This is a genomic window from Prosthecobacter dejongeii, from assembly GCF_014203045.1.
Classification (GTDB): domain Bacteria; phylum Verrucomicrobiota; class Verrucomicrobiia; order Verrucomicrobiales; family Verrucomicrobiaceae; genus Prosthecobacter; species Prosthecobacter dejongeii.
In genome coordinates, this window is sequence record NZ_JACHIF010000001.1 from 721,643 (window position 1) to 748,550 (window position 26,908).

22 protein-coding genes are annotated in these 26,908 nt (G+C 57.8%); 10 read left to right on the forward strand and 12 right to left on the reverse strand.

Annotated elements, in window-relative coordinates; all coding sequences use genetic code 11:
- Positions 1–13: 13 nt before the first annotated feature.
- Positions 14–4,336, reverse strand: coding sequence for an AAA domain-containing protein (locus tag HNQ64_RS02645; RefSeq protein ID WP_184205042.1), 4,323 nt, complete (start codon positions 4,334–4,336; stop codon positions 14–16).
- A 185-nt stretch (positions 4,337–4,521) separates the two neighbouring features.
- Between HNQ64_RS02645 and zwf the strand changes: the two genes are divergently transcribed.
- The 5 genes from zwf (at position 4,522) to HNQ64_RS02670 (ending at position 8,747) form a co-directional block, all read left to right on the forward strand.
- Positions 4,522–6,063, forward strand: a complete 1,542-nt coding sequence (gene zwf, locus HNQ64_RS02650; RefSeq protein WP_184205045.1) for a glucose-6-phosphate dehydrogenase — start codon at positions 4,522–4,524, stop codon at positions 6,061–6,063.
- Between the two features lie 46 nt (positions 6,064–6,109).
- Positions 6,110–6,337 carry a hypothetical protein gene (locus tag HNQ64_RS02655; protein ID WP_184205048.1) on the forward strand — a complete coding sequence of 76 codons (228 nt, stop codon included), beginning with the start codon at positions 6,110–6,112 and terminating at the stop codon, positions 6,335–6,337.
- Positions 6,334–6,633, forward strand: a complete 300-nt coding sequence (locus tag HNQ64_RS02660; RefSeq protein ID WP_184205051.1) for a type II toxin-antitoxin system RelE/ParE family toxin — start codon at positions 6,334–6,336, stop codon at positions 6,631–6,633. The genes HNQ64_RS02655 and HNQ64_RS02660 overlap by 4 nt, the downstream gene beginning before the upstream one ends.
- A gap of 5 nt (positions 6,634–6,638) precedes the next feature.
- Positions 6,639–7,700, forward strand: coding sequence for a glucose-6-phosphate dehydrogenase assembly protein OpcA (locus tag HNQ64_RS02665; RefSeq protein ID WP_184205054.1), 1,062 nt, complete (start codon positions 6,639–6,641; stop codon positions 7,698–7,700).
- 63 nt (positions 7,701–7,763) lie between these two features.
- Positions 7,764–8,747 carry a peptidylprolyl isomerase gene (locus HNQ64_RS02670; RefSeq protein ID WP_184205057.1) on the forward strand — a complete coding sequence of 328 codons (984 nt, stop codon included), beginning with the start codon at positions 7,764–7,766 and terminating at the stop codon, positions 8,745–8,747.
- A gap of 355 nt (positions 8,748–9,102) precedes the next feature.
- Here the strand turns inward: HNQ64_RS02670 and HNQ64_RS02675 are convergent, their stop codons facing one another.
- Positions 9,103–11,601, reverse strand: coding sequence for a CehA/McbA family metallohydrolase (locus HNQ64_RS02675; RefSeq protein WP_184205060.1), 2,499 nt, complete (start codon positions 11,599–11,601; stop codon positions 9,103–9,105).
- A gap of 141 nt (positions 11,602–11,742) precedes the next feature.
- On the opposite strand from HNQ64_RS02675, the gene HNQ64_RS02680 reads away from it, so the two are divergent.
- Both HNQ64_RS02680 and HNQ64_RS02685 read left to right on the forward strand, forming a co-directional pair.
- The gene (locus tag HNQ64_RS02680; protein WP_184205063.1) at positions 11,743–12,360 is read left to right on the forward strand and encodes a YdeI/OmpD-associated family protein; all 618 of its coding nucleotides are present in this window, start codon (positions 11,743–11,745) and stop codon (positions 12,358–12,360) included.
- Entirely contained in the window at positions 12,350–13,720 is a 1,371-nt protein-coding gene (locus tag HNQ64_RS02685) for a POT family MFS transporter (RefSeq protein WP_246430918.1), read from the forward strand. Before HNQ64_RS02680 ends, HNQ64_RS02685 begins: the two co-directional genes overlap by 11 nt.
- Positions 13,721–13,750: 30 nt before the next feature.
- Here HNQ64_RS02685 and HNQ64_RS02690 read toward each other — a convergent pair whose 3' ends face one another.
- Entirely contained in the window at positions 13,751–13,912 is a 162-nt protein-coding gene (locus HNQ64_RS02690; RefSeq protein WP_184205067.1) for a hypothetical protein, read from the reverse strand.
- An 84-nt stretch (positions 13,913–13,996) separates the two neighbouring features.
- On the opposite strand from HNQ64_RS02690, the gene HNQ64_RS02695 reads away from it, so the two are divergent.
- Positions 13,997–15,841, forward strand: coding sequence for a GDSL-type esterase/lipase family protein (locus HNQ64_RS02695; RefSeq protein ID WP_184205070.1), 1,845 nt, complete (start codon positions 13,997–13,999; stop codon positions 15,839–15,841).
- 491 nt (positions 15,842–16,332) lie between these two features.
- Here the strand turns inward: HNQ64_RS02695 and tnpA are convergent, their stop codons facing one another.
- The 9 genes from tnpA to ribD all read right to left on the reverse strand — a co-directional run bounded on the left by tnpA (position 16,333) and on the right by ribD (position 23,671).
- Positions 16,333–16,782, reverse strand: a complete 450-nt coding sequence (gene tnpA / locus HNQ64_RS02700) for an IS200/IS605 family transposase (RefSeq protein ID WP_184205073.1) — start codon at positions 16,780–16,782, stop codon at positions 16,333–16,335.
- A 317-nt stretch (positions 16,783–17,099) separates the two neighbouring features.
- A complete protein-coding gene (gene rnhA, locus HNQ64_RS02705) occupies positions 17,100–17,591 on the reverse strand; it encodes a ribonuclease HI (protein ID WP_184205075.1) in 492 nt (163 codons plus the stop codon).
- Between the two features lie 28 nt (positions 17,592–17,619).
- The gene (locus HNQ64_RS02710) at positions 17,620–18,552 is read right to left on the reverse strand and encodes a hypothetical protein (RefSeq protein WP_184205078.1); all 933 of its coding nucleotides are present in this window, start codon (positions 18,550–18,552) and stop codon (positions 17,620–17,622) included.
- The gene (locus HNQ64_RS02715; protein ID WP_184205081.1) at positions 18,549–19,577 is read right to left on the reverse strand and encodes a DUF3419 family protein; all 1,029 of its coding nucleotides are present in this window, start codon (positions 19,575–19,577) and stop codon (positions 18,549–18,551) included. Before HNQ64_RS02715 ends, HNQ64_RS02710 begins: the two co-directional genes overlap by 4 nt.
- Positions 19,540–20,370 (reverse strand): phosphatase PAP2 family protein, encoded by an 831-nt coding sequence (locus HNQ64_RS02720; RefSeq protein WP_184205084.1) that lies wholly within the window; start codon positions 20,368–20,370, stop codon positions 19,540–19,542. The genes HNQ64_RS02715 and HNQ64_RS02720 overlap by 38 nt, the downstream gene beginning before the upstream one ends.
- Entirely contained in the window at positions 20,367–21,314 is a 948-nt protein-coding gene (locus tag HNQ64_RS02725) for a fatty acid desaturase family protein (protein WP_184205087.1), read from the reverse strand. The genes HNQ64_RS02720 and HNQ64_RS02725 overlap by 4 nt, the downstream gene beginning before the upstream one ends.
- On the reverse strand, positions 21,283–22,035 hold the full coding sequence (locus tag HNQ64_RS02730) for a TenA family transcriptional regulator (protein WP_184205090.1): 753 nt from the start codon (positions 22,033–22,035) through the stop codon (positions 21,283–21,285). Before HNQ64_RS02730 ends, HNQ64_RS02725 begins: the two co-directional genes overlap by 32 nt.
- Positions 22,036–22,088: 53 nt before the next feature.
- Positions 22,089–22,622, reverse strand: a complete 534-nt coding sequence (locus tag HNQ64_RS02735; protein WP_184205093.1) for a D-glycero-alpha-D-manno-heptose-1,7-bisphosphate 7-phosphatase — start codon at positions 22,620–22,622, stop codon at positions 22,089–22,091.
- Positions 22,619–23,671, reverse strand: coding sequence for a bifunctional diaminohydroxyphosphoribosylaminopyrimidine deaminase/5-amino-6-(5-phosphoribosylamino)uracil reductase RibD (gene ribD / locus HNQ64_RS02740; RefSeq protein WP_184205096.1), 1,053 nt, complete (start codon positions 23,669–23,671; stop codon positions 22,619–22,621). The genes HNQ64_RS02735 and ribD overlap by 4 nt, the downstream gene beginning before the upstream one ends.
- A 118-nt stretch (positions 23,672–23,789) precedes the next feature.
- On the opposite strand from ribD, the gene HNQ64_RS02745 reads away from it, so the two are divergent.
- Together HNQ64_RS02745 and HNQ64_RS02750 are read left to right on the forward strand one after the other, a co-directional pair.
- Complete coding sequence (locus tag HNQ64_RS02745; RefSeq protein ID WP_184205099.1) at positions 23,790–24,842, forward strand: sugar phosphate isomerase/epimerase family protein; 1,053 nt, start codon at positions 23,790–23,792, stop codon at positions 24,840–24,842.
- A 165-nt stretch (positions 24,843–25,007) separates the two neighbouring features.
- Positions 25,008–26,660 (forward strand): hybrid sensor histidine kinase/response regulator, encoded by a 1,653-nt coding sequence (locus HNQ64_RS02750; RefSeq protein ID WP_184205102.1) that lies wholly within the window; start codon positions 25,008–25,010, stop codon positions 26,658–26,660.
- The last annotated feature ends 248 nt before the right edge of the window (positions 26,661–26,908 follow it).

Sequence of the window (26,908 nt, forward strand, 5' to 3'; positions counted from 1 at the left end):
GAATCAACCGACCTCACTCCACCATCGCTGCCACCTGCTTATCCGTGGGTGGCAGAGAGAGGCGGTCGTGTTCATCCTTCACGGATTGCAGTGACTCCGGCGCCCGCCGGAACAAGACGGGTGACCACAGACGCTGGAGTTCCCACCCCTGAGCGCGAAGGACGCGTGTGCGGAAGATGTCCCACTCGATGGGGTCCGGCGTTTTATGGAATCGGCTAAAGTCCGTGAGCACCCCCACGGTCACATCCGCTGGCATCAGAGGGTGAATACAGGCCACATCCACACAGAAACCTTCATTGCCCCAATGAATGTGCGTGCCAGTCTGGTGACGATCCAGAAGGGCATGGCCAAAGGCCTCCGCGAGAGGGGAAGGCGTGGCGCTGTCCCATTTTTTCAATTCTGGCTGGGTGTCCCGGCGCATTTTTTCCAGTTCCTCCTGATAATGGGTAAAGACAGCCGCCAGCTTTTCAGCATATCGCAGGTAAGCATAAAGCTGGAGGCGGCCATTGGGAATCTGGCCCGGTGGTGTTGCCTCGGCCACGCTGTATTCTGCCGCAGGGATGGAGGTGAGCACATGCACGGCATCGCGAGCGCGAGTGACCAGGACATTCAGCCTCCGCCCACCTTCACGCTGAGAGAGCGCACCGAAGTTGCGGCGAAATTTGCCCTGCGGATCAGGACCAAAGGTGGTGCAAATGATCATCACATCCCGCTCGTCTCCTTGCACGTTTTCGAGATTTTTAACAAACAGTCCTTCAAAGGAATCCCTTCCCTTGCGACTCTTCGCCACCTCATACAATCGGGCAAAATCGGGGTCTTGAGTCACGCGGTTGGCGAGAGCGTCATGGATGGCCTCTTTTTGCGTGAGGTTAAAGCAGGCCACTCCGATGGAGGGAGGCTCGGGGTTGGCCAGCAGTTCGGCGATGAGGTTCACTGCAGCCTCCGCCTCCTGCACATTGGCGCGGTCCTGATAAACCCCATTGACCCGATGCAGGCGGATGGGGGTGCTGAGAGCTTTATTGCGCGGATGCCCCGGGATGGGCTGAAGGCGGGAGCCGTAGTAATGCTCGTTCGAGAAACCAATAAGCGCCTCATTGCGGCTGCGATAATGCACATCCAGGTAGGCCTCTTTCACATCGAGGTTGAGCGCGGCAGTGAGGAGGTCCTCCGCCTCCTGTTGCTGTTGATAAAACAGCTCTTCAGCCGTCTCCGCATCGCTATCGCCGGAATCAGCCAACGCCGATTCAAAGAAGCGCGTGGGCGGCAATTGTTTTTGATCTCCAGCGATGACCACTCGGTGACCGCGCAGCAACACAGGCAGGGCTTCTTCAAGACGGCACTGGGAGGCCTCATCAAAGATGACGACATCAAAGATGGGCTGGCGGGGGAAGATCTGCGCAACAGTGGAGGGGCTGGCCATCCACACGGGGCAGAGATCATAGATCGGGTCTCCCCCTTCCACTTCCGCGCCAGTGGCCAGCATCTGGCGCAGTTTCAGCGCCTTCTTGCCTTTCACATACAGTCGCTGCCGTAGCCCAGCCCCTTGTTTATTGAGCTGAGATCCCGTGCTGGCCAGCAGGCGCTCACGCTGATGATTCACCCACAAAAACCGGATGTAGTCACCCACATGCTGCGGCTTCTCTTGAGACAGTTTTAAAAACGCATCAAAAGCAGCCTCGATACGCTCGCCATCCATGGCGGCAAGCTCCGGGTCCTGGCGCAGACGCTCGCGCAGCCCGTTCTCCACAGCCTGATGCATGAAGGTGGCCCGCAGGTCTTCAAAGGCGATACCCTGGACAAGAAGCTTCCGCGTCGGATCCTGCAAGGAAGGGGGCAACTGCCCCAGCGCATGCTGAAGACGCACCATGTCCTCCAACGAAGGAGCGTGTACCTGCCAACTGCGGGTGGTCTCCTGCACGCTGCCAGCGCTGAGCCACCGGGATAACAACTCCCTGGGCGCAGCTTCCGCGAAGAGCCCACTCTGCGCGACCAGCGTGGTGAGCTGATTCAATGCATGAGCCCACTGGCCCTCCTGCTCCAGCCTAACGGCAAGTGATTCCACGGAAGCCTGATCTTGCAAGCTGGCAGCCAACGAATCGGCACAGCCCAAGTTGAGCAAGAGAGCGTGGGTTTCCCAGGCCGTTTGGGCCACCTTCACCTGCCTGTGCATTTCGACCTCCTCAGGTAAGGTGATGCTGGCAATGCCGGTGACACGGGCCAGCCAATCCGCCACGAGCAAGCGATATTTCACCCCCCGATAAAAAGCCAGTCCCTGCTGCCAGCCTGTGGCCAGAGTTAACCCGAGAGGCATCAAGGCCGCATTTGCTGCCGTCTTTGTGGCTCCGGCAAACAATCGCTTGAAGAAACTCCCCGCCACACTTTCCCAGGCCTGGAGCGAGGCCAGATGCTGATTCACCAACGCCAACGTGAGCAATCCGGCGCTGCGTGCGCTGCTGACGAGACTGCGATCCAGCGCTGGCCCCGCCTGCTCCAGCCAAGTGGTGACATCCGGCAGTTCCTTGCGCAGTTCTTGACGACGTGCTTCCGGCAAAACCACACACGCCTGAGCGAACGAGAGGTCCTGCTCCGCGGCCAGTTCCCGCAGCAATTTCACCAACGAATCCCGCATGGCAGCCTGACCGGAGAGAGGCTTAGCGGGATCCAAGTTAGCGACCGCTGAAGTCGGCTTCAGCGCATCAGCCTTTTCGGCGGCAGCATGGAGAGCATCCAACGTGGCCCGAACATCTGAAGATGAGCGACCCAGAAAATCCGCCAGACCGATGTCCAATAGATCGCGAAACGGATTGGCCGGGTAACCCGCCTTCTCCGCCCGGCGGCAGATTTCATCCAGCGAGGTCGAGGCCTCTTCCACCATCGCAGGCAACAGTGAAGGGATGGATTCCGCCAAAGCGGGGTGATCCTTGGCCGCATACTCCAGCCAGGCGCCTAACAAATCATGAAAACTCTGCGCTGCCGCATCGGGAGTGAGGTGCAGCTTCTTCCGGCAGCCCTCCAGCTCCGCATGCAGAGCAGCGAGCTGCTTGTTGACCGAGTCGAGTTGACTGCGGGGATCCTTAGGCGAAGGCATGTCAGCCAGCGTTTCCAGCTTTCCTCTCAGGCCCATGTAGAAGTCTTTGCGATCTCCACTAGGATCATGCACCACACCGCAGAGGTCACCGAGGCCGACGGCATCCAGGCGATACTTCACCACGTCCAGAGCCGTGCGTTTATCACAGACGAACAGCACCCGCTCCCCACGGGCGAGGTGGTCTGCAATCATGTTGGTGATGGTCTGGCTCTTCCCTGTTCCGGGTGGGCCATGAACGACCAGCGCCTTGGCCTCGCGAGAGGCCAGCACCGCATTGGCCTGGCAAGGATCAGCGGCAGAAACCAACCATTCCTGGGCAAAGTGACGCCCCTGGACCGCGATGGTTTCTTCCGCGGCCATTTCCTCCGACACCTCATGCAGCGCCTGAGGATTCAAAAAAGCGGACGCCGGTTCCTGCAAGATGGCCTGATTTTCCAGCATCCAGCGCGTGTCTCGCAGCAGGGACTGATTGGACAGAGGGAAAAGCCCCAGCACGGCGGAGGGCAGCACCGTCACGCTCTTCGGCAGTTTTTCCAGCAGCGGCACGGTCTCTAGAAGCGTGTCACTATGGAAAGCAGGGGCTATGGGTAGATCCAGCAGCGTCTGAATCTGTTTCAGCAATTCCTCGACCTCACGCCACGGGTCTGCGGCTTCATCATCCAAATAAAGGTCTCCCAGAGTCTTGCCCGTCTGCCGCTCCAGCCAGGCGACGAGGGCTGGATTGGCCACCAGCAGGTCGGCCCCTTCGCCCACACATTCCAAGGTAACCCCGGCCCGTGAGGCGGTGCGCACCTGGATATTCACCGGCATGAGCAGCAGCGGTGCGAGCACGCGACTGGAGCCGCGCAGGGATTTTTCATCCGCCACCGGGGGCATGGAAATGAGGGGGAAACCGAGGGCTAGGCAGGATTCGCCATGGTCATTCATGTATTCCAGGGCGTCATCAGCCATGTCGCGCAGCTTTTTCAGCAGACGGGTTTGCTTCTGAAAGGCATCCCGGGCTTTCTTTTGTTCGTCGGACCACTCCGCCTCAGGAAAAGCAGGGGCGCTGAAGGCAGGCACCTTGGCCGGAAACTCGATTTTTCGCTTTTCCAGCAAGGTCTTCAGCGCCGAGGCTGGGTCCAGTCCCTGGAGTGAGGTCAGATCCATCCAGTCGCATCGCTGCCGGGAACGGTGCGGCCGTGCATTCATGGACGGACCGTGGACGAGGCTGGCGAAGAGCCTCTGAAGCATTGTTTCGAGAATCATGGCAGCGTCGTAAGAACCCTGGAGGGATTACGCGGGGAAATCCTAAAGTTCAAATCCTGTCTCACCCCTTCCCTCCAGTCATTTCATCCCATCCATGAACCCTTTTCATCCATGTCCTGGCCCAGAGACTGCATCGCTAGTTGCCAGCCGTGGGGGGTGCGCTACTCTCTACGCCCTTTCCCATCATGCCTGAACTGGAAAATCCCTTTCAAGAAACGCTTCTCCAGCGCCATCGCGCAGAGCCTTGCACCGTGGTCATCTTTGGCGCCACGGGCGATCTGACGAACCGCAAACTCATCCCCGCGCTCTACAATGTGGCGGCAGAGGGAGACCTCCCCCCCCAGTTTAAGGTGGTGGGCTTTGCCCGCCGGGACAAATCTGACGACGTCTTCCGCAAAGAATTGGAAGAGGGAAATCGCAAAAACAGCCGCCAGGGTCACAATGAGGAATTGTGGGCCAACTTTGCCCAAACCATCCATTACCACCGCAGCGAATTTGAAGACCTGGAAGGCTACAAGGCCCTGGCCGATCTGCTGGACAAATTCGATGAAGAGCGCGGTGCCCCAGCCAACCGCCTATTTTACCTTGCCTCCGCCCCAGAAGCTTTCAAACCCATCTTGGAGATGCTGCGTGAGGCAGGCCTGCATGAAGGGGTGAATGGTAAGTGGGCGCGTGTAGTGTGTGAAAAACCCTTCGGCAAGGACCTGGTCACCGCCCGGGCGCTGAATGAAACCGTGGCGGGCACCTTTGCGGAAAAGGACACCTACCGCATTGACCATTACCTGGGCAAAGAAACAGCGCAGAACATCATGGTGCTGCGCTTTGCCAATGCCCTGTTTGAGCCGAACTGGAACAGTCGCTACATTGACCACGTGCAGATCACCTGCGCCGAAAACCTGGGCATGGAAGGTGGCCGCGGTGGCTACTATGACACCGCTGGGGCTCTGCGTGACATGGTGCAAAACCACCTCTTCCAGCTCCTCTCTCTGGTGGCCATGGAGCCGCCGACCGACCTCAGCGCGGACAGTGTGCGCGATGAGAAGGTGAAGGTCATCCGCGCGCTGCGCCCGCTGGTGGGGCCTGAAGCGGTGGGGGCCAATGTCATCCGCGCTCAATACACGGCTGGCAGTGTGGACGGAGCCGCGCGTGTGGGCTACCGCCAGGAGGACCGAGTGAATCCGGAATCCAATACGGAGGCCTACGTGGCCCTGCGCCTCTACATTGATACCTGGCGCTGGCAGGGAGTGCCCTTTTACATTCGCGTGGGCAAGCAACTGCCCAAAAAGGCCACGGAGATCAGCGTGCATTTCAAAAAACCGCCACAGGTCCCCTTCGCCACCGCGCGTCTCCCCGGCAGCAGCGAAAACACCCTGGTCATCCGTATCCAGCCGGATGAGGGTATCGCCCTGCGCATCCTGGCCAAGCAACCCGGTCAGGCCCTGTCCATGCAGCAGGTGAAGATGGACTTCCGCTACAGCAGCAGCTTTGGCAAAGCCAGCCCCGAGGCCTACGAGCGCCTCCTCCTGGACGCCATGGCCGGCGATGCCACCCTCTTTGCCCGTCGCGACGAAGTGGAAAGCGCGTGGAAGTTCATTGATGAACTCGAGCACGCCTGGCACAAGACGGAAAACCCACCGACCATGTGCGAATACCCCGCCGGATCCTGGGGCCCGAAAGAGGCCGATGACCTCCTGCGCCAGGACGGCCGCGAGTGGCGCACGCTCTAAGGAACATCTGATTGTTTTTCACCCGTTCTCAGACGAAACTGTGCCCATGAACGCCTCGTTGATGATCCACAGTTTCACCCCTGAGGAACAGAAAGAGCTGCTCCATGCTCTGGTAGATCGGCTCTTCCCTGAGCCGACGGATCAAGACGCCTTTCCGGAATGGCTCGTGAAAGATCTGGAGGAACAAAATGATCGTTACCACGCGGGCCTCGAAACGGGTGATGAAATTGATGCCGTGGAGGCTCGTCTCAAGACCAAGCTCCAGTCTCGATGAAGCTGATCATCCTCAGTTCTGCCGAGAGAGATCTCGAAGATGGGTGGCATTTCTATGAAGATCAAGAACCGGGGACAGGGGATATTTTCCTCCAATCCACTCTCACTGGCATTCGCGGCCTATCTGACAGTTACGGGATTCATCCTCACCAAGGCCGGTTCTACCGCATGCTCCTGAAAAAATTCCATCGAGGCATCTACTACACCGTCGAATCTGATCGCCTTTTGATCCACCGAGTCATTGACCTGCGCCAAGACCCTCAATGGATTCGCCGCGAACTCAAACGCTCCCTTTAACTCTCATGCCCCTCACTGAAGACACCCTTTCCTGCCTCGGCACCGAAGTTCCGCTGCCGAAGATTGACCGTGCACTCAAGGACCTGTGGTCCAGCGATGAGGCTAAAACACGGGCTTCGCTGATCAACTTTGCCATTTACAGCGAAGACCCTGAAAGCGTGGTGAAGAACAATGAGCAGATGGCCCGCATCACGGCGGACAATGCCTGCCGCGCCCTCCTCATCACCTGCCTGCCAGAGGCTAAACCCCCGCGTGCCCGCGCCTGGATCAATGCCCTGTGCCGCCCTTATCAGGGGAAACAAATCGTCTGTAGCGAGCAGATTTCCTTTGTCCTGGAAGGTGGCGATGCGGCCCAAGTCCAGAACATCGTCTTCGCACACCTGGATTCGGATCTTCCGCTGATCATCTGGTGGCAGGGGGATCTGACGAAAAATTTCGAGGAACGTTTCTACAGCCGCATCGGCACCCTCATCATTGATAGCAGCCGCTGGTCTGCCCCGATTTCAGAATTTGCCATGCTGCTGGAAGCCCGCGCAGCCTCTTCCTTTGACGTTCGGGACCTGAGCTGGACACGCAGCCACTTCCTGCGCACCGCGCTGGCAAATAGCTTTCAAGACGCCAAAGCCCGCGAGCACCTGCCCATGGTGGAGACGCTCGAGATCACCCATGCGAAGGGGCAGACCTGCGCCGCCCTCCTGCTTGGCGGGTGGATCGCCCAGCGCCTGGGTGCCAGCCTGGATGAGTCGGCCCCTGGCCTCGCTTTTAGCAAGGCCGATGGGAAGACGATCCAGGTGAAGCTCATTGAAAAAGCCGAGGGCTGCGCGCTCCAATCCCTGCGCCTCATCGCCCCCTGCCTGGAAGTCTCCATCACCCGAGAGGGTGCCTCTGCCTTTGTCCACACTCATGCTTCCTGCGAGGGGCACAGCCACGAGGAGATTTTGCCCGCGGATGTGGTGAGTGATGCAGACCTCATTGCCTCCCAGCTCAGTCGTGCAGGCGGCAGCACCCATTATTCCCATATTTTACCGCTCATTCAGCCCATGCTGGCTAAACTGAACGCCGCCTGAACCCGCTGGTTTTGCCCTTGCCACGGGGGCGCGTGCGGTTAAGCGTGAGCTGAATTCCTCGTCATGTCTGTTTCCCTGCGCCATCTTACCTGCCTCGCGGCGCTGCTTTGCTCGGCAGTGCCTGCTTTTTCGCAATCCTCCAGCAATGGCATCGCTGCCATTGTGAATGGAAATGTCATCACCAAATCCGAAGTGCGCGATGCGGTGAATGCACAAGAACAGATGCTGCGCATGCAGTATCAAAACGACCCAGCCGCCCTGCAGCGTGAAATGGCCACCCTGAAGGCCACCGCTCTGGATGGCCTCATTGATCGCGAACTCGTCCTGGCGGAATTCAAGCGCATGGGCGCTGCCATCAAAAGCCAGTGGGTGGATGATGACATCAACGGCATCATCCGCGAAAGCTTCAAAGGCAACCGTGAAGCCTTCGTCAAGGAACTGGCCGAGTCTGGCATGACCCTGAAGAAGTTCCGCGACATGCGCGAGAAGATGATGATCGTGCAGGCGATGCGTGGCAAGCAAGCTGCCGAGCAGCCACCTGCCACACCGGCCGAAGTGGAGGCCTACTACAAAAAGAACGTCGCTAAATGGCGCAGTGGCGACATGATCAAAATCAGCACCATCACCGTGGCTAAATTCAGCGGTGAAGCCACCGCCACCCCTGCCAGCCAGAAAAAGATGGCCCAGGAAATCCATTCCAAGCTGGTCAAAGGCGCTGACTTCGCGACCACCGCTAAAACTTACTCTCAAGACAGCCATGCCGAAGACGGTGGTGCCTGGGACTGGATGTCCCGTGAGCAGATGAAGCCCTCCATCGCCAACGTGGCCTTCAACCTCAAAACCGGTGGCCTCAGCAGTGTCATTGATGACGAAGCGGCCTACATCATCATCGCCTGCGATGCCATCAAGTACGGCAACTCCAAGCCCATGAGCGAAGTGCGCCAGGAAATCGAGCGCGCCATTTCCAACGAGAAGTCCAAAGCCGTTATTGATAAGTGGATGGAAGGCCTCCGCAAGAAAGCCGTCATCAAAAAGAACGGCTGGTAAAAGACGCCCCGCAGGCACCTTGCGCCAGCATCCTGAATGTGGCGCGAGGATGAGGGCCGGGATAAGGCTATTCAGCATTAGAATAGCCAAAGAACTGTGCAGGGTCTATTCTCGCCAAGCCTTTCTGCCGTAGGCCGGATGTGTATGTCGCCCAGGTACCTCGATCCCTCTTAAAACCTCACCGGCAAACTATCCGGCTGTTTGGGAAGGCCGAAGCTCTCATGCCGAGCTGAAGACATAACGAGCCGAATCAAAGACGGCATCTGGGCGAGCTAAAGCTCTGGTTACTTTGGCGCTGCCTCCTATGGCCGGGAATTCACTCCCAGCCAACTTCGAGACAGCGCCCAGAGATCCTTTACGGTTTCTTTTCCAGCAGCACCTTGGCTTGGTCCACCGTCAGGTTCGACAGCGGCAGGTCAAAACCCAGGTTGTCTCCATTGGCTTTAAAACCCCCGCCATCCACGTCCACATAGATGGGATTGTTATACGCACAGGGGCGCATGCTGGCATAGCTACTGGTGCCGTAACCGGTCTTCAGATCCATGGTCTCATGCATGGCGACGACGATGAGGTGGGCATCCTCTTTGAGTGGCACTTGCAGAGTCTGGTCAAACTTCACCACGCCATCCTGGAACATCTGGGGATGCGTTTCGCGGGTGAAATTCAGCTTCGGATCGGGCCGGCTATTCACCAGCACCTGCACGCGGTTGATGTCCTGCCAATCGGTACACTGCACCTTCACCTTCAGCTCGACACCACCGGGGGAGCTAACATCGTTACCGGCCATTTTGCCATCGGCTGTGCTCACTTGCAGGAAAGGCCCGGTGGTCAGCACCATGTTGCCACCCTTGGCTTTCGGAGACAGTTCCGCCCAGTCAATCTTCGCTGGATCATCCGTGCTGCTAGGCAGGTAAACACGCCAGCAGCCCACACCATTGCCATACACAGCATGGGCATCGGCCACGCCCACAGCCACCAATCGGTGACCCTGATTCAAAAGTTGGCGCCACATGAATTCGCGGCACTGCGTCACCTTGGTGGCTAGGGATTTGCCAGATCGAGCGAGTTTGAACGGCGCATCATGGAGGATGTCTGTGCTGCCCCCATTCTGTGCTTCCATGCCATCAATCATTGTCCCCACGCCCACAAACCCTCCATCCACGGCACTGTCCCCATCCCGGTCCACAAACATGTCCGTGAGGTTCGGGTGATTGAACTGGATCCAGCGGTCTGCCCGCTCCCCCTGCCAGCGGCGCAGCGTCAGGGCCGTCACCCGTGGGTCTTTATTCCACACAGGTGCCCCACCATCTTGCACAAAAGCCTCCGGCTCAAAAGGGAAGGCATTGATGTGCTGGCCCGAACCTGTGATTTCGACGCCCTTCACCGTCTTGATGAATGGACTCAGTCCCAGGGCTTGGATCGTGGGCTCCCAATCAAAGAAACGGTTATGCTCTGTGGTGGGTGTGAACTCCAGATGCTCTGCAGCGATATTGATGAGGCGGCCATCCGTATCGCAAACATTGTCACCGCTAGGCGTGCTGTGATTGTGAAAGTCTGCGCTGATCCAGCCAGTGGTATCCACCAGCCGCTTGAGAGTTCCTTTAAAAACAAATTCCTTGTTAGGCTCGACAGTGACTTCTTGGGCCAGGTGACCGTATTCCGGCCCACGCACCACCACGACTCGATACTTGCCTGGAGGCAGTTGCACGGTGAACTGGCCCTTCTCACTATGATACTGGTCCACACAGCCGTGGGCGCGTTCTTTCGGGCCCAGATCCAACTTCAAGGCCTCTTGATCCAGCGGCTCAAAGTGGGCCTTGCAAGGGATGGAAACCCCGGCTTCATCGGCAATCTCAAAACGAATGCGCGCGGCGGCTGAGAGCATCGTCTCCGCACGGTTCTCCTCACCCGCCTTGACCTTCACAGCCAGCTTCACTTCGGCACGACCTAGGTCGGCCACGGTCAGTTCCAGAGGTCCGGGCAACGCACGAAACGCATACTCCCCTTGGTCATTCGGATAGGCAGGCACTGGCACTTTCGTAAACGGAACGGCCACCGTGGCGGTAGTCACAGGTCCCTGTTCAGACTTCAACGTGCCTTTCACCCAGCCCACCTTTTTACCTTGGGCGGCCAAGGCCTCGCCCACCGCCTGCGCTGGGGAATTACCCACCGCAAAAAAGCGCGTAGCTACGACTTCCTGCCCAGGAGCGATTTCGATATCGCCTCCCCAATTTTTCACCCCCTCGGTCTTCAGACTCGCGATGGCATATCCACAGCGATGAGCGGGATTCACCGCATCCACCCAAAAGATGCCATCCACAGTATCCCCCTTGTTATTAAAACGGGTCATTTCTGACTTGGTGCCGACCTTCTGTGGCTTGTCCGTTTCATTGCGCAGCGTGGTGGTGATGAAGACACCCTGCTGGCCATCCTTGACGCGATATTCGTTCCGTTTGTAGATGCCACCATGGCTCGCGGCCGTAGTCACCGCTTCCACCGCAGATTCACCTTTCGGTGTGCCTTCGACGATGCGCACATAAGAAACAGGACCATATCCGGCCGGGCAGTAGGCCGTGAGTTGGTCATTGGCCGCGCCACGTAGCGTCAGATCATAGAGGCACCCAGGGGACATGCCATCGGCTCCATAAAAGGTGCTCATATTTGCCCGGCGATTCGGTGCATTGTGGGAGATCACCGCTTCGACCAAATCATTGCGCAGCACAAAGTCTCCCCGAATTCCATCCGCCTCTTTCCCTCCTGGCAGCTCCTTTTCACGCCCCAGATGGGCCTCAAAAACTTCCGCGCTCCAGAGCGCGGGTGTGGCAGCGAGCATGAATAGGGCAAGTTTTTTCATGGTTGGGGAAATCAGCAGTCTTTTAGCTACGTGACAGGAAAGCATCCTTTTCCAGAACCCTCTCTTCACCCAACTTAAAAAGCGTCTCCTTTGACGAAAGTCTTGTCACTTAGATTTTCTTGACCTGTATTCCAAGTCTGCATGGACTGCCGCCGCTCACGCACCTCTGACCCTGAAAAATGGATCGCCACCTGCCCAGAGGGCTCGAAAGCCGTGTGCGAGGAACTGCGTGACCTCATCTTCCGCTGGGAGCCAGACTTGAAGGAGTCTATCAATTCTAATATGCTTTGCTACAGCCTAAAAAAGCGAGTGTGTGGCATCAGCGGGTTTAAAGATCACGCCCAGCTCACCTTTTATCGAGGCAGCGATCTACCCGACCCCACGCACCTCTTTAACCATGGTCTGGAGAATGCCTCCATCCACAGCCTAGACCTGCCTAACGGATTGGAGGGGCTGAATCTGCGCGCTCTCAGGTCTTTACTCCGTGCTGCGGTCCTGCTGGATGCTGAACCTACCCAGCCCAAACCCCCAGCGCCCCCACGCGAAGAATGGCCCATGCCGGAGGCCCTGGCTGCGAGGCTAAAAAAGAACCCAGCAGCCGCTGCGTTCTATGACCAATTGAAGCCGACCTACCAGCGCGAATACAAGGTGTGGGTAGGCATGGCGAAACAGCCAGACACCATCGCCAAGCGCCTGGATGAAACCCTGCGCGCACTCGCAGCAAGAAAGAAATGGGCGCAAAGGAAAGATGCCCACTAACAACGAAACCACTCCCATGGCCTACCGCACCGCACCCGTTGCCACGCCCACGATGCCTCCAGGCATTCCCTATATCATTGGCAACGAGCTCGCTGAACGCTTCAGCTTCTATGGCATGCGCACCATCCTCATGATCTTCATGACCACCGCCTTGGTGACTCATGAAGGAGCTAAGGATCTCATGAGCGAGGCTGAAGCCTCCAAATGGATCCACGCTTACATGGCTGCCGTTTACCTTACCCCACTGGCAGGTGGCCTCATTGCTGATCTGTGGCTGGGTAAATACAAGACCATCCTTTCTCTATCGCTGGTGTATTGCCTGGGGCACCTGGTGCTGGCGCTGGACAGCACACGTGATGGGCTTTTCTGGGGACTCACACTGGTGGCCATCGGAGCAGGCGGCATCAAACCCTGCGTGGCTTCGCACGTGGGAGATCAATTCGGTCAAACCAACGCCCATCTCCTACCTCGCATCTACAACTGGTTTTATTTTTCCATCAACTTTGGTTCTTTCTTCGCGACCTTGCTGACGCCTTGGCTCATGAAGCACTATGGCCCACACGTGGCCTTTGGCGTGCCAGGCATTCTCATGTTTCTTGCCACGGTCCTCTTTTGGTTAGGCCGCCAGCGTTTCGCCCACATCCCTCCGCAGCCAAGGGAGTTCATGAGAGAGCTGGTGCGCCCTGAGGTTGTGCGCTCACTCTCGGGCTTGGTGATGATTTACCTGTTCATCGCCATGTTCTGGTCCCTCTTTGATCAGACCGCTTCCCGCTGGGTGGCCCAGGCCACTCGCATGGATTTGCATCTGTTTGGCTACCCCGTGTTGCCAGATCAAATTCAAAGCGCCAACCCCATCTTGGTCATGCTGATGATCCCGCTTTTCTCCTGGGTGATTTATCCTTGGTTAGGCCGTCTGTTCACCCTCACACCCTTGAGGAAGATCTGGGCAGGTTTTATCCTCGCTGCCATCTCATTCGTCATTCCTGCCCTGGTGGAAAGTTGGATCAGTGCCGGTGAACGGCCCAGCATCTGGTGGCAGGTGCTGGCTTATGTACTCATCACCGGGGCAGAAATCATGATCTCCATCACCTCCTTGGAGTTCAGCTACAGCCAGGCCCCCGCGCGGCTGAAGTCTATCATCATGGCCGTCTATTATTCCAGCGTCTTTCTGGGCAATGTCTTCACTTCTCTCGTCAATGCCTCCATTGAGAAAGCCGGTCTTGCCAGTAGCCTAAACGGTGCAGCTTACTACTGGTTCTTTGTCCAGTGCATGGCGGTCACTGCTGCGCTGTTTCTCTTGGTGGTGAGGTTTTACAGGGGAAGGACTTATTTGCAGGAGGAAACAGCGACACTCACCTGAGCTGCGACCCACTAGAATTTTAACAGAGATTCATTTCCCCAGCAACCACCCGACGAGATTCACAAAATCCGCCTCGGGGATCATTTGGCCAAACGCGGGCGGCATCAGAAACATGGGCATGACTTCATCCTTGGTTAGGTCAGCTTTTGAAACACAGTGCTCCTGGCCTGCGGCATCGGCGAGTAATGGCATTCATCAGGAGAAAAGTATCCACTCTGGCGACCAAGCCACCTACGTCGCTGAGAGCAACAACCTTTGGTGAACGTTAATAAGTCCATGCGTTTTTTGATTCTCGCTCTCACCCTGGCTTCTAGCGTTTTGGCATTCGCTCAAAACGGGCCCCGCATTGTCTTGGCAGGTGACTCCACAGTCGCCACGGTCACCCAGACCAAGAAGGATCGGCCGGACCTGGCAGGCTGGGGGCAGATGCTACACGAGTTCTTGCCGCAGGCCACCGTGGTCAATCATGCGCGGGGTGGAGCCAGTTCCAAAAGCTTTCGCAGTCTGGGTCTGTGGAACAAGGTCATCGCGGAAAACCCAGACTATGTTTTGATTCAGTTTGGTCATAACGATCAGCCCGGCAAAGGCGAACGCACCACGGATCCCAAAGGCGACTACCGGGATAATCTGCGCCGCTTCATCGAAGAAGTGCGCACCGCTGGTGGCCAGCCTGTACTCATCACATCCGTCGTGCGACGTGTGTATGAAAATGGCAAACTGGTTTCCACCCTCTGGCCTTATGTGGAGGCCGTGAAGGAGGTGGGCCAGCAGATGAAAGTGCCCGTCATTGATCTGCACCAGCGCAGCCTGTGGTTCGGCAATCAAATGGGCGAAAAGTTTTGCCTGCGTTATGCCCCGTCAGACACAGACCGCACCCACTTCAATAAAGAAGGAGCCCGCATGATCGCACGTCTCGTGGCGGAAGGTTTAGCACGTGAAGTTCCTGAACTGCGCCCTTACCTACAACTCCTGCCACCACCCCCAAAAGGGCTGCCTTATGAGGTGAAACTGGAGACGGTTACCAGCGGCTACGATGGCAAAACCTGCTGGGTGCATCCTCGTGCGGGTGCCATCCCGGGCCCCACTCCAACGGTGGTGATGACGATGCAAAAGCTTCTCCTCACGGGTAGCGACGTCTTCTTTGCTCTCAATGATTTACGCACGGATGATCTGGGGAGAACCTGGAGCCCGATCAAGCAACACGATCAAACGTTAGGCCGCCGCAACATGCCGGGGGACATCATTGTGGCTGCTTGCGACTTCACCCCCAAATGGCATGCCAAGTCGGGCAAGCTGCTAGGCACGGGTCACACCGTTCACTACCAGAATGATAAAGTCATGCATGACCAAAAGCGCGGCACCAGCTACGCCGTCTATGATGAAAAAAGCCACACTTGGTCCCCATGGGCCACGCTTGAAATGCCGAAGGAAGCTAAATTCTTCAACTCAGGTGCGGGCTGTGTACAGCGCTTCGATCTGGAAAATGGCGACATTCTGCTGCCTGTTTATTTCAAGGGCCAAGGCGATAAGTATTACAGCGTCACCGTGCTTCGATGCAGCTTCGACGGGAAAACTTTAAAATGCCTCGGCCAAGGCAACGACCTCAAGCTGGAGTCAGGCCGTGGTGTGTATGAGCCATCGCTTACCCACTATCAAGGCAAGTTTTACCTGACCCTCCGCAACGACACCGCCGCCTACGTCACCACCAGCACCGATGGCCTGAACTACGGCCCCATCCAGCCCTGGCAGTTCGAAGACGGCAGCGACCTGGGCAATTACAACACCCAGCAGCATTGGGTCACGCATAACCATGGATTGTATCTCGTTTACAACCGCAGAGGCTTGAACAACGACCACATCGTCCGCCACCGAGCCCCACTAGTGATGGCTCAGGTCAATCCTGACACGCTCAAAGTCATCCGCTCCACCGAGCGCATCCTGGTGCCCGAGCGCGGCGTGCGCCTGGGCAACTTCGCCGTCACCGAAGTCAGCGAAAACGAGACCTGGGTCACCGTGGCCGAGTGGATGCAAAACACGCCCCCAAACATCATCGTCCCACCCGAAAATGCCTTCGGTGCCGACAACAGCGTGTATGCGGCAAGGATCTTGTGGAAGAAGTAGAGCGGTGGAGCTCGGAGGATTTCTCACAAAAGCCACAGCCCAGGAGTGAGACATCCTGACTGATGGCGATTTCATGGTCCCATTCTTCAGCCCGCAGGGCTACCCATGAATAGCCGGAGGTGCCGCGAGCCTCGGTGAGCCAACCTCCGGATGCGCACCGATAATGCCCTCCCAATCTGGGACAACCCGCAGGGTTGCCCGATCACCCCGCCTGTTGTTCAGCCCGCAGGGCTACCCATGAATAGCCGGAGGTGCCGCGAGCCTCGGCGAGCCAACCTCCGGATGCGCGCCGATAATGCCCTCCCAATCTGGGACAACCCGCAGGGTTGCCCGATCACTCCGCCTGTTGTTCAGCCCGTAGGGCTACCCATGAATAGCCGGAGGTGCCGCGAGCCTCGGCGAGCCAACCTCCGGATGCGCGCCGATGAGGTCCTCCCAATCTGGGACAACCCGCAGGGTTGCCCGATCACTCCGCCTCATCCCTCAGCCCACTACCCTTCATTGTCACGGTCATGAATAGCTAAACCAACTTCAGACAAGAGACGCTCGTACTCCTGCCGAAACGTCTCTTCACGATGATGGGCTTCTTGATTCCGAATATAGTCAATCAAGGCCGATTTCTGCTCCAACGAACAAGTAAAGGCACCATAACCTTCTTGCCAATAAGTGAAATTGGGAAATACCTTTTGGCCCTTGATCCAGGCTGATGATGCCGTTTTGACTTCTTTGACCAGATCCGAAAGAGCCACACTGGGATGAAGACTGATCAGCATGTGCAGATGATCTTCCACTCCTCCGATCCGATAGAGATGGCATTGGCGATTTTTCAGCACGCCCCAGATGAAACGAAACAGCTCATCGCGACGAGCTTGGTCAAGCACTCGCTCGCGATGTTTGGTCGCAAAGACAATATGATAAAGAATCTGGGTGTAGGTAGCCACGTGCCGTGGTAAAAAGAAATGACACACCCGTTTTAAAGGTCAAAGTGTTCTAGGAGGAGCTAAGCCCCTTGAGGAATTCAGACCAGTAGGGGTAACTTCATGAAATGAGCAGGTGATGGGCCTACCCTCCGGGTAGCCTCGGGATAGCAGGATCATGATTCAATACCAGAGGTTAGCTCGCCAAAGCTCGCTTCACCTCCGGCTATTTATGGAGAGCCCTACGGGCTCAGGGAAATCTGAAGAGTGCGTTGGAGTTAGTGACTCCATAACGCCCGTGATTGTGAACCTGAGAGGGCATGAACCCCTCCCCTTTTCGTTTAAAGCAACGATGCAGGTTTCGCCTTCGCCAGTTCATACCCCTCATCGGCCTGAAGCCCACCGGATTTAGAAGCAGCGACGGCGAGTTCGTCACAGCGGTTGTTGCCCGCGTTGGAAGCATGGCCTTTCACCCAGCGAATGGTCACCTTGTGTTTTTCCAGAGCTTTCAAGGCGCGATCCCAGAGGTCGGCATTCACCGCAGGTTGCTTGTCCGCCTTCACCCAGCCCCGAGCTTTCCAGCTCTTAGCCCAGCCCTTTTGCACCGTATCCACGACGTATTTGGAATCGGAAAAAAGCGTGACCGTGCAGGGGCGATTCAGCAGCTCCAGGCCCTTGATGAGAGCCATCAGCTCCATGCGATTGTTCGTCGTGCGACGATAACCCTCAGAAAGTTCCTTGGTGTGCGCGCCCGCCTGCAGCAACACCCCATAGCCACCTGGGCCCGGATTGCCGCTACATGCGCCATCAGTGTAAATAGTAACGGAAGTCATGTCGAAAAAGAAAGTGAAGACGGCGCCGTCAGATCTCAGCTGTGTCCACCCACCAGTCATAGCCAGCTTTAATCCGATGACCATAAATTGTGGCTGGAGCTTCTTCCACTTTCAGATCTTTGAGGTAAAGCCGCAGGACTGCCATTTGAGACCGGGGGACGGCGGTGAAAACGGCGGGCATTTGTTGCAGTGCGGCTTCCTGAACGGCCCTCCGAATCGTCTCGGCACCCTGCTGGGCAGTGTCAAAATACAACCCGGAAAGGTGGGCAGAGACCATCTCCACACCGCTATCAGACCATAGCTGCTTACTCAGTCGGGTATCTTCAAGCAGACCGCGCATTTTCCCTCCTTCATCCAAGATCGGCACGGGTGGCATCTGAGAACGCAGTCCGGAGCGCCCGCCTGTTACGATGCAAGCCGGAGGGCCTGGACATGTTTTCTCCACTGCATGGCCCGCTTTGGCCTCAGTATTTTGCAATGAAGAAAGACGGAGCACCACAATCTCGGCCACTTTTTCAAAGAGTGGAATCCCCACTCTCCCTGTATAGCTAATAGGCAGGCGGCCAGTGCCGTTCATGACGATGCCATAACAGCTTCGCGACTTGCTCCGTTCGATCTGCCGCCGCGCCTCATTCATCAGCAGCGCGAGCACACGACTGCCACGCGCCTGCGGGCTGATTTTGAGATCGCACAGGTAATGGGCCAACTGCGTCATCGGGCATTCACCCTGCCAATGCAGCCAGCGCTGCACCCGCGCCAGAGTGCCTATGACCTCCCCTTCGCGCTCGACAACAAGCAAAGTCGCTGGTCCCATGGCGGTAAAAAATGGCAGATACGCCCGGCCATGGGAGATGGAGAAGTGGCCGCTGTCCCCTAGAGGATATCGGAACTGCCCCTCGAATCTCTCCAGCGCCTCACCCATCCATCTAGGCGGCGGCTCGGAATAGCAGTGCAGAGTCATAGTCGGGTGCCAACCAAGATGCGGGGATAGAAAAAACTGCGGTCTCGTTTTTCCATGGCTTCCCCCTGGGCTCGATCCCAGCGGATTCCATCGACCAACGTCTCTATTTCGAGCGTGGAGTTAAGCTGGCGAATGATAAGACGCGCGCCCGGCTTCATCACCCGCGCTGCCGCTGCAAGGGTCTGCGCCGCATGGGCGGGGGGAAGCCAGTCGAGGATGTTGGAAAGGTGCACTAGGTCCGCACTCGCAGGCGGAAGGTCATCCAGGACTTCCTGCATACGACCTTGATGCCAGACGATTTCTGCTTGCAGCGGCTCGGTGGATCTTAACCAGTCATAAGGACAGCCTGGGGCAAAACGTCCGCCATACATCTGGTGCAAAAAGGGATTGGTTGCGGCATCGGCACGGCTCAGTGCCACCCGTGTGCGCCAGGCGAAATGTTCATGAAAAGGCAGACGCGGATTTTGAGTGGCCTCCTGGCCAAAAAGGGCCACCAGATTGGCCAGGGACATCACCTTCGCCAAGGCTTCATCCAAACCGTTTTGGTTTATTGACACGCCCGGGGGTAGAGCCTGACGCAGTGTGGCAAAGCAGCGTTCATACCTTCCCAAATGATCCGGCCCATGCTCGGACACCAAGGACGGAGGACCGAAGACATCCGCGGGTAAATCCAGAATCTCCAGCCGAGGAAGCAACGCTTCTTCACGTTCTAGTGCTGGCAAAGGCGCATGGCCTAACAGATTGCATGATACCATGGCCGATTCATGGGTGGCAAGATGAGCCTTGAACCGTGCTAAGGCCAACTGGGCGGGATTCACATCAACCGCATGGATGCGGGCCAGTGGCAGGCGCGCGAGCTGGATCAATGTTTCACCACCAGAAGCAATCATGACGACGGTGGCATTTTCAGGCAAAGCCGTGGCTAGCTCCACATCCAGCGCGGGATCTTCCCGCACCTGGGCAAAGGCCAGAGGCAACTTGGCGGCCTCAAGAGCCCAGGGATCGGCGGGGGGCAGGTCGTTCATGGCAGATCTGAAGGATAAGGAAGAGCAGCAGGCTGGCGAGCAAATCCACAGCATAATGCAGCCTAAGAGCGACGGTGGCCACCATCATGAGAGCAGAGGGGGCCAGCATGGCCCAGAAGCGAGCGCGGAAGTGCGCCCAGTCCCAGGCCAGCAGCGTGAGCGTGATGAGTAAATGTAGGCTTGGAAACGCATCGTATCTGGCGGCCATCATGCTATTGATCTGCTGGTTCCAGGCAGTGAGCACCCCACCTTTGACCGGCTCTGAAAAGAGCTCAGGAAAAGCGACGGCGGGAGGCGCAGCGGGGTACAATAGATAACCAACAAATCCGAGGCCAAAGGCGGCGAACAAAGGTGCGCTGATCTGGCTACGCCAAGACGGATCGCGCCACAGGGCATCCAACAACACCCAGTGTAGGTAAAGGTGGTAACTCAAGTACCCGAAACTCAGTTCTTCGTTTGCCCACAGGGCCAGACGCCCCTGCCATGAGATGGCAGGTGATGACCCAAACATTGCAGCATCCGCTTCCAGCAGCTCCCGATGCCGCAGTGGAATACCCAGCACCTCTACCAGAGTGGAGGAGCTAGCATAAAAGGCCCAAGCCACTAAATAGCTACCGACCAGCCGCATGCGGTCACCGCTTTGCGTCCTCCACAACAAGACAGCATAGGCCACCATTCCACACACTGCACTTATAGTTAGGCCATGCACGCCTTTCACCCAAAACAGGGCAGCCAGGACACCGGAGCCGAGAACCAAGAACAGAAACTCATGTCTAGCTGGGACTGGTCTCATACCCGAGGCTCCACTTTTTGCTTCGGACCCAGCGGGCTACGCCGGAGGCTACCAGTGACGAACTCCTGCACAAATGCCCAGTAGGAGCGGATAAAGGGTGCACCCTGCTCCTTCAGTGGCTGTTTCAGCGCCTCATGCACCTGCGGTAGATGATGCCACGGCACACCGGGGTAGAGGTGATGCTCCAGGTGGTAGTTTTCATTGCACATGAAGAAACGAACGATGGGATAAGTGAGAATGGTGCGCGTGCCGCGCACCTCATCATCCGCATGTTCCAGTAGCGTGTGCTGGCTCATGCCGCGGATATTGACCATGGTATTGATGAAAAGCATGGGGATGAACCAGCCATGCCACAACCACCGAGCGGGCAGCCATTCCAAAGCCAGCCAGATGAGCATGAGAGTGGCTGCGACTTCCGCTAAGATACCCACCCGATCACGCCTCGTGCCATGCCTGAAACCGAGAATCGGAATCGCAGTGATGTAAATGGGATATCCGATGAGCAGCCGCAGCCAGTTCATGATGAACACCAACCAAGTCCAGCGGGTGTAGCTAGCGTAGTGATCAGGATCATTTTCCTCCCCCAGGTGCTGATGATGGCGCAGGTGCAGCACACGGTAGGCGCTGAAGTTTTGAAGCACAGGAATGGCGCACAAGGAACCGCCCATAGCATTCAAGAAACGACGATGAGAAAGCGTACCATGCACAGCCTCATGGGTAAACAGGCTAACACCATGCAGGGAGGCCGCCGCGAGAAGATACAGCGGCACCAGCAGCAGCCACTGCCACCCGTGCGTGACTTGCGCCGCAGCCGTGCAGGCAGTCCAGGCCGCCGCGCCATACAGCCCGGCGAAGATGAAAAGGCGCAGCACATGCTGGCCAGCAGCCCGCGTGTGGCAGAGGCGCAGGAGCTCAGGCGGCAGCGTGGGCGGTGGCAGGCTCATGAGGGCGGGTAGGTTGGGCTTCCTCCAAAAGATCCTCATAGAGGCGATTAAAGACATGCAGGCCCAGCTTCACGCCATCCTGTACAGCGGCGCGGTTCTCGCCCCCACGATCCCATGATCCTGCGACGATCTGGAAAAAATCCGCTGCATGGCGCTGGTCAATCTCTGCATGGAGCTTGTAGTGAACAAGGTCCTCAAAAGCAATCCACCCCTGCTTCACCACCTGCTCACCTATGAGAGCGGAGATGTCTGCAAAAGTGTGTTCGATGACGCCCAGACACCCGAAGGCGACTTCGATGGGCTCCATGAGGCAGGTCCCCATCAGGCTGGTGTTAAAGGCCCGGACGGCGGGCCCTTCCCGCAGCCGTCGCACCTCCTCGCGAGACACACCAAGGGTGGCCAAAAATTGCTGGAAGCTCATGTCATGCGCCAGTCTAGGGTCAAAGCCTGCTGGGCTTTCCCCCTCATCTCCATCCTCAAAACCATGTTCCTCAGAAAGATTGTGGATGAGCCCCTGGCGCAGCGCAGAGCTTGGCATGCGCGCCGTCAGTGCCGCCATGGGCCGGGAGAAATAGCGCACGGCAAAAAAGAACTGCTGTTGCGTTTCCCGGAATACCTCGCGATCCAGCTGCCCCTCACGCAAGGCCGTGAAGTAGAGGTTTTGTAGCAGGGGATGCGTATTCGCCTCGGCCACTACCCAGCGGATAAGTTCATGATTCATGCAGAAGAATACTTGGCAGACAAAGGGCCTGCGAAAGTTGTTCATCTTAAGATTTATAATAACGTCTCCAGCAGTGCCTTCAGCCCGCGTGTATCGGGCAGAGTATGAGTGGCGGAAACGAGGTGGGGGTTTTCGCTTTCGATGCGGATGCTGATGGGGACACCGGCATGGGTGCCCATTTCGATGTCGCGATCAGCATCGCCGATCATGAAGCTGTGGGCGAGATCGAGATCGTGCTCCTGGGCTGCACGCAGCAGCATCTCAGCACTGGGTTTCCGGCAGGTGCAGGTGGGGTCTTTGGAAAGGCAGGTGCAGGCGTAGATGCCATCGAAGGCGGCATCGTGCAGAGCCAGCTCTGCCTGCATCCGGGCATGGATGTCATCCAGCGTGGCCTGGGTCATCAGCCCTTTGCCCACCCCCTGCTGGCTGGTGGCTAAAATGGTGGCGTAACCACGAGCTCGACAAAAGGCCAGAGCCTCGACAATGCCCGGACTGAAATGAAAATCTTCCCAGCGGAGGACGTATCCGGCTCCTGGAGAAAGATTGACGACTCCATCGCGGTCAAAAAAAACAACCGGTCGGCTCATGCGTGATCAGATTCTAGGTTAGGCCAAACAGGACGACCTGTGAGGCAGAGGTTATCGCCAATGGGCAAGAGGGTGACGTTTTCCAATGCGACGGAGCTTTGCCAATCTGGACCGCCGATGACAGGCAGCCCGCCCCCACAGAGACGCGGGGCGATGTACCAGCATACCTCGTCCACACAGCGCGCAGCAAAGGCCTGGCCGAGCACGTTGCTACCGCCCTCAATGAGCACACTGGTGATGCCACGGGCGGCGAGATCCCGCAGGACCTCGGGAAAGGCCAGATCCCGCAGCACAAGGGTGCGGTCCTGATAGGCATCGGTAAAGACGTACGCGTCTGCGGGCAGATGACCGCTGCGGGTGAGGATGATGCGAAAGGGCTGTGGCTTGAGGCTGCCGTTTCGCAGGGTGAGACGGGGATTGTCCTGCCGCACTGTTTCCGCTCCCACCAGGATGGCATCTACCCGAGCGCGCAGGCCCTGGCTATGAGCACGGGCGGCCTCGCTGGTGATCCAGGGGCCCTCACCGGGAGGGCGGGTGATGCGACCATCCAGGCTCTGCCCAGCCTTGGCAATGACGTACGGAAGACCCGTGGTGATCCATTTAGCAAAAGGGCGCAGAATTTCCTGGCACTCGCTTTCCAGGATGCCGGTAGTCACGGCGATGCCTGCGCTTTCTAAAAGCTGCTGCGCACGGCCCACGTGGCTGGGATTTGGGTCCTGCGCCCCCCACACCACGCGTGTGATGCCTGCGGCCTGAATCGCGGAGGTGCAGGGGCCTGTGCGTCCCTGCGTGCTGCACGGTTCCAGCGTGACATATATGGTGGAGCCCGCGATGCGCTCGGGCGCGCGAATGCGGGCATCCTTAAGTGCCTCAATCTCCGCATGGGGCTGACCCGCTTGACGATGGAACCCTTGGCCAATCAGTTCACCCTCCGCCACGATCACCGCCCCCACGGCTGGATTTGGACTGGTGAAGCCGATGCCCTGGCGCGCCTGCTCCAGGGCGAGGCTCATCCAGTGGAGGTCGGATTCGGGGTTTAGGGCGGGCATGGCTAACTTGTTTCATAACGCGCCCAGTCCTGGCAGACAAGGCGGCTTTCATTCAGGATGTCTGACAGGGAACTGCAGGCTTGACCGTTGATGTCAGACTCTCTTCACTCCCGTCTGCATGAACCGCCGCGCCTTTCTCCACCAGTCTGCCTTCATCACTGCCGCCCTCACCGCCTCCAAGCTGAAGGCTTCAGACTCGCGCCCTTTGATCGGGATGGACCACTTTTCCGTGCGCGCCACCGGCTGGAAGGCGGGCCAGTACATTGACCATGCCGCCAGTCTGAAGCTGGACACCTGCTTCATCTCAGAACTGCACATCTTTGAAAACTTCGAAGAGGCCTACCTCAAGGGCCTGAAAGAGCAGGCCGACAAAGCCGGGCTCAAGCTGTATGTGGGCACGGGTTCCGTCTGCCCCACCTCGAATACCTGGAAGGACACCTATGGCACCCCAGAGGAGCATCTAGCCCTGACCATCCGTGTGGCCAAGGCCCTGGGCTCGCCCGTGGCCCGCTGTTACCTGGGAAATAACAAAGACCGCGCCACAGATGGCGGCATCCAGAAGCACATCGAAGCCATTCTCAAAGTCATCCAGGCCAACCAATCCCGCGCGGAAGCCGAAGGCATCAAAATCGCCATCGAAAACCACGCCGGCGACATGCAATCCCACGAGCTGAGGGCCCTCATCGAAGCCGCAGGCAAGGGCTACGTCGGCGCGAACATTGACCCCGGCAATGCCGTCTGGGCCATGGAGGAGCCCATGGCGCATCTGGAGGCCCTCGGTGCCCTCACCGTCTGCTCCAGCGTGCGTGACAGCATGGTGTGGGACACGGAAGAAGGCGCCGTGGTGCAGTGGACCGCCATCGGTGAAGGACTGGTGGATTTTAAAGCCTACGCCAAACGCTTTGCCGAGCTCGCCCCTGGCGTCCCCCTCCAGGTGGAGACCATTTCAGGCTTTGCCCGCCCGATGAACTACAAGAGCGAAGAATTCTGGAAGCCCTACCCCGGCTATCGCGATACCGCCGCCTTCAAGGCCTGGGTAGAAATGTCGAAAAAAGGCAAAGCCATCCCCAGCTTTAAAGCACCGGATGGACCGGGTAAAAAGGATGCCGAGATCGCCTACCAAAAGGGTGAACTCCAGCGCAGCACCGCCTGGCTCCAGGCCCATCTGTAGTCTCACCACCTCTCCAGCCTCCACCAGGCCGCCCCAGGGGAAGTCTGCGCGCTATATTGACGAGAGTTTCAAAAATGAGATGCATTAAAGATCAGTTTCCCGAAAATTAAAGTTTACTTAATAATTTAAGATAGCTAAATGGAGCCCTGATTACCTGTGGCTGCCATGACACTTTCTCCCGATACACTGCGTCCTGACACACTGGCCGAACTGGAAGCAAGTCTGCACCAGATGAAAACGGCCAACTACTTCCTCCGAGTCGCGGTGGATCAAGTGCCGGAGGCGGTACTCATCCTGGAGGCCGAACCCACGGACAACGCAGGGCCCAAGGTGCTCTTTAGCAACGCCGCCGCCGCCGTGCTGGTAGGCGTCGAGCCTGAAAAAGGCCTTCGCGGCCTCGGCATTGCTGACTTAGCCGCAGGCGACTCCGATGCTGCCACACTTTTAGGCAGCCTGAAACATGCCACCGAAAACGGCGGCGCACACGAGTGCGAGGCCTTCGTTCAGAACTTTTACGGCCATCCTCCCCAGCGCTGCAACTGGCGCGTACGTGCCGTCTTCAACAGCATGCGCAAGCTGCTGAACTACACCCTCGTCGTCACTCCCCTGCCCATCCTATCGGCAGCGCTGCCTAAACCGGTGCCTGCCCGTGGAGAAGATCTGGACAGCCAGTCAGATCAACTGAAGCAGGACAATCTAGCCGCCCTGGCCCAGGGCATCGCTCATGATGTCAATAATTTGTTAGGCCCAGTCACCATGCGCCTTTCAGACCTGCTCCAGCAAGTGCAGGGACAGCCTGCTCTGAAGGAAGAGCTGCAGCTCATATTCAGCGGGCTGAAGCGCGCTCGTCAATTCACCTCCCAGGTGGTGACCGCCTGCAAAGCCAAGCCTAACCAAAAGCAGCCCATTGATGTAGCCGCCATCATTCATGACACAGTCAAGTTCGCCGGCGCAGGATCCAATGCCCAACTGCGCGTGCGCCTGGGCCAAGCCCTCCGCTGGCCCGTGGCCGATGCGGTGAAGATCAGCCAAGTGCTGCAAAACCTCATTCTCAATGGCATCCAGGCCATGCCCCAGGGCGGCTACATGGATGTGGATGCAGAGAATGCAGACATCGGTCTCGGCCAGGATGACATCCTGAAACCCGGCCCCTACGTGCGCATCACCGTGCGGGATCGTGGCTGCGGCATTTCACCAGAAAACCTGGAGCGTCTCTTCAAAGAAACCTTCACCACCAAGCCCGATGGCAACGGCATCGGCCTCACCACCTGCAAGCTTTTCATCCATGCTCACGAAGGCGACATCCGTGTCTCATCCAGGCTGAATGTCGGCACCGAGTTCAGCGTTTACCTGCCCGCCGTGCCCGCCATGACAGGACAGGTGGGCACCCCAGAGCGAGACCATGCCCCCGTGCCCTTGAAAAAAGGCCAGGGCCGCGTCCTCATTGTGGATGATGAAGATGACCTGCGGAAAGTCGCCCAGCTCATCCTCAAACGCTGCGGGTATGAAGTCATCGAATGCGACAACGGTCAAGATGCCGTAAAGATCTACCACAGCCTCGCCCGCACCGGCACCCCACCCGATGTCGTGCTCATGGACCTGACCCTCCGCGGCGGCATGAACGGTGGCGAAACCGCTGAAGAGATCCTCCGATTCGACCCCGAAGCGCGCCTCGTCGTCACCAGCGGCAGCGTCAATGAAGACGTGCAAATGACCTTCCTCGAGAAAGGCTTCGTCGGCGTACTGCCCAAGCCCTACGAAGCCGGTGAATTGACCCAGATCGTCCACCGCGTAGTCACCATGATGAGCCGCGCCTGACCCCCTCACGGGCGAAAAACAGACCAGCGAGACGATTCCGCACCTCATATAGCAGAGTCCTCTTCCAAGCCCCAAAGGAAGCCGAAGAGATGGACCCTCAGGCCCAAGAGAGAAAACCCAGAGCGTCTGGCCTAACCAGACGTTTAGATTCGATTCGCCCCTTTCTTCGGTGTCAACACCGAGCGCCACTTCTCCTAGCGCCTCCTCCCGAGCGAGCCTGAACATAGTTCCCCTTCATACTCGCCCGG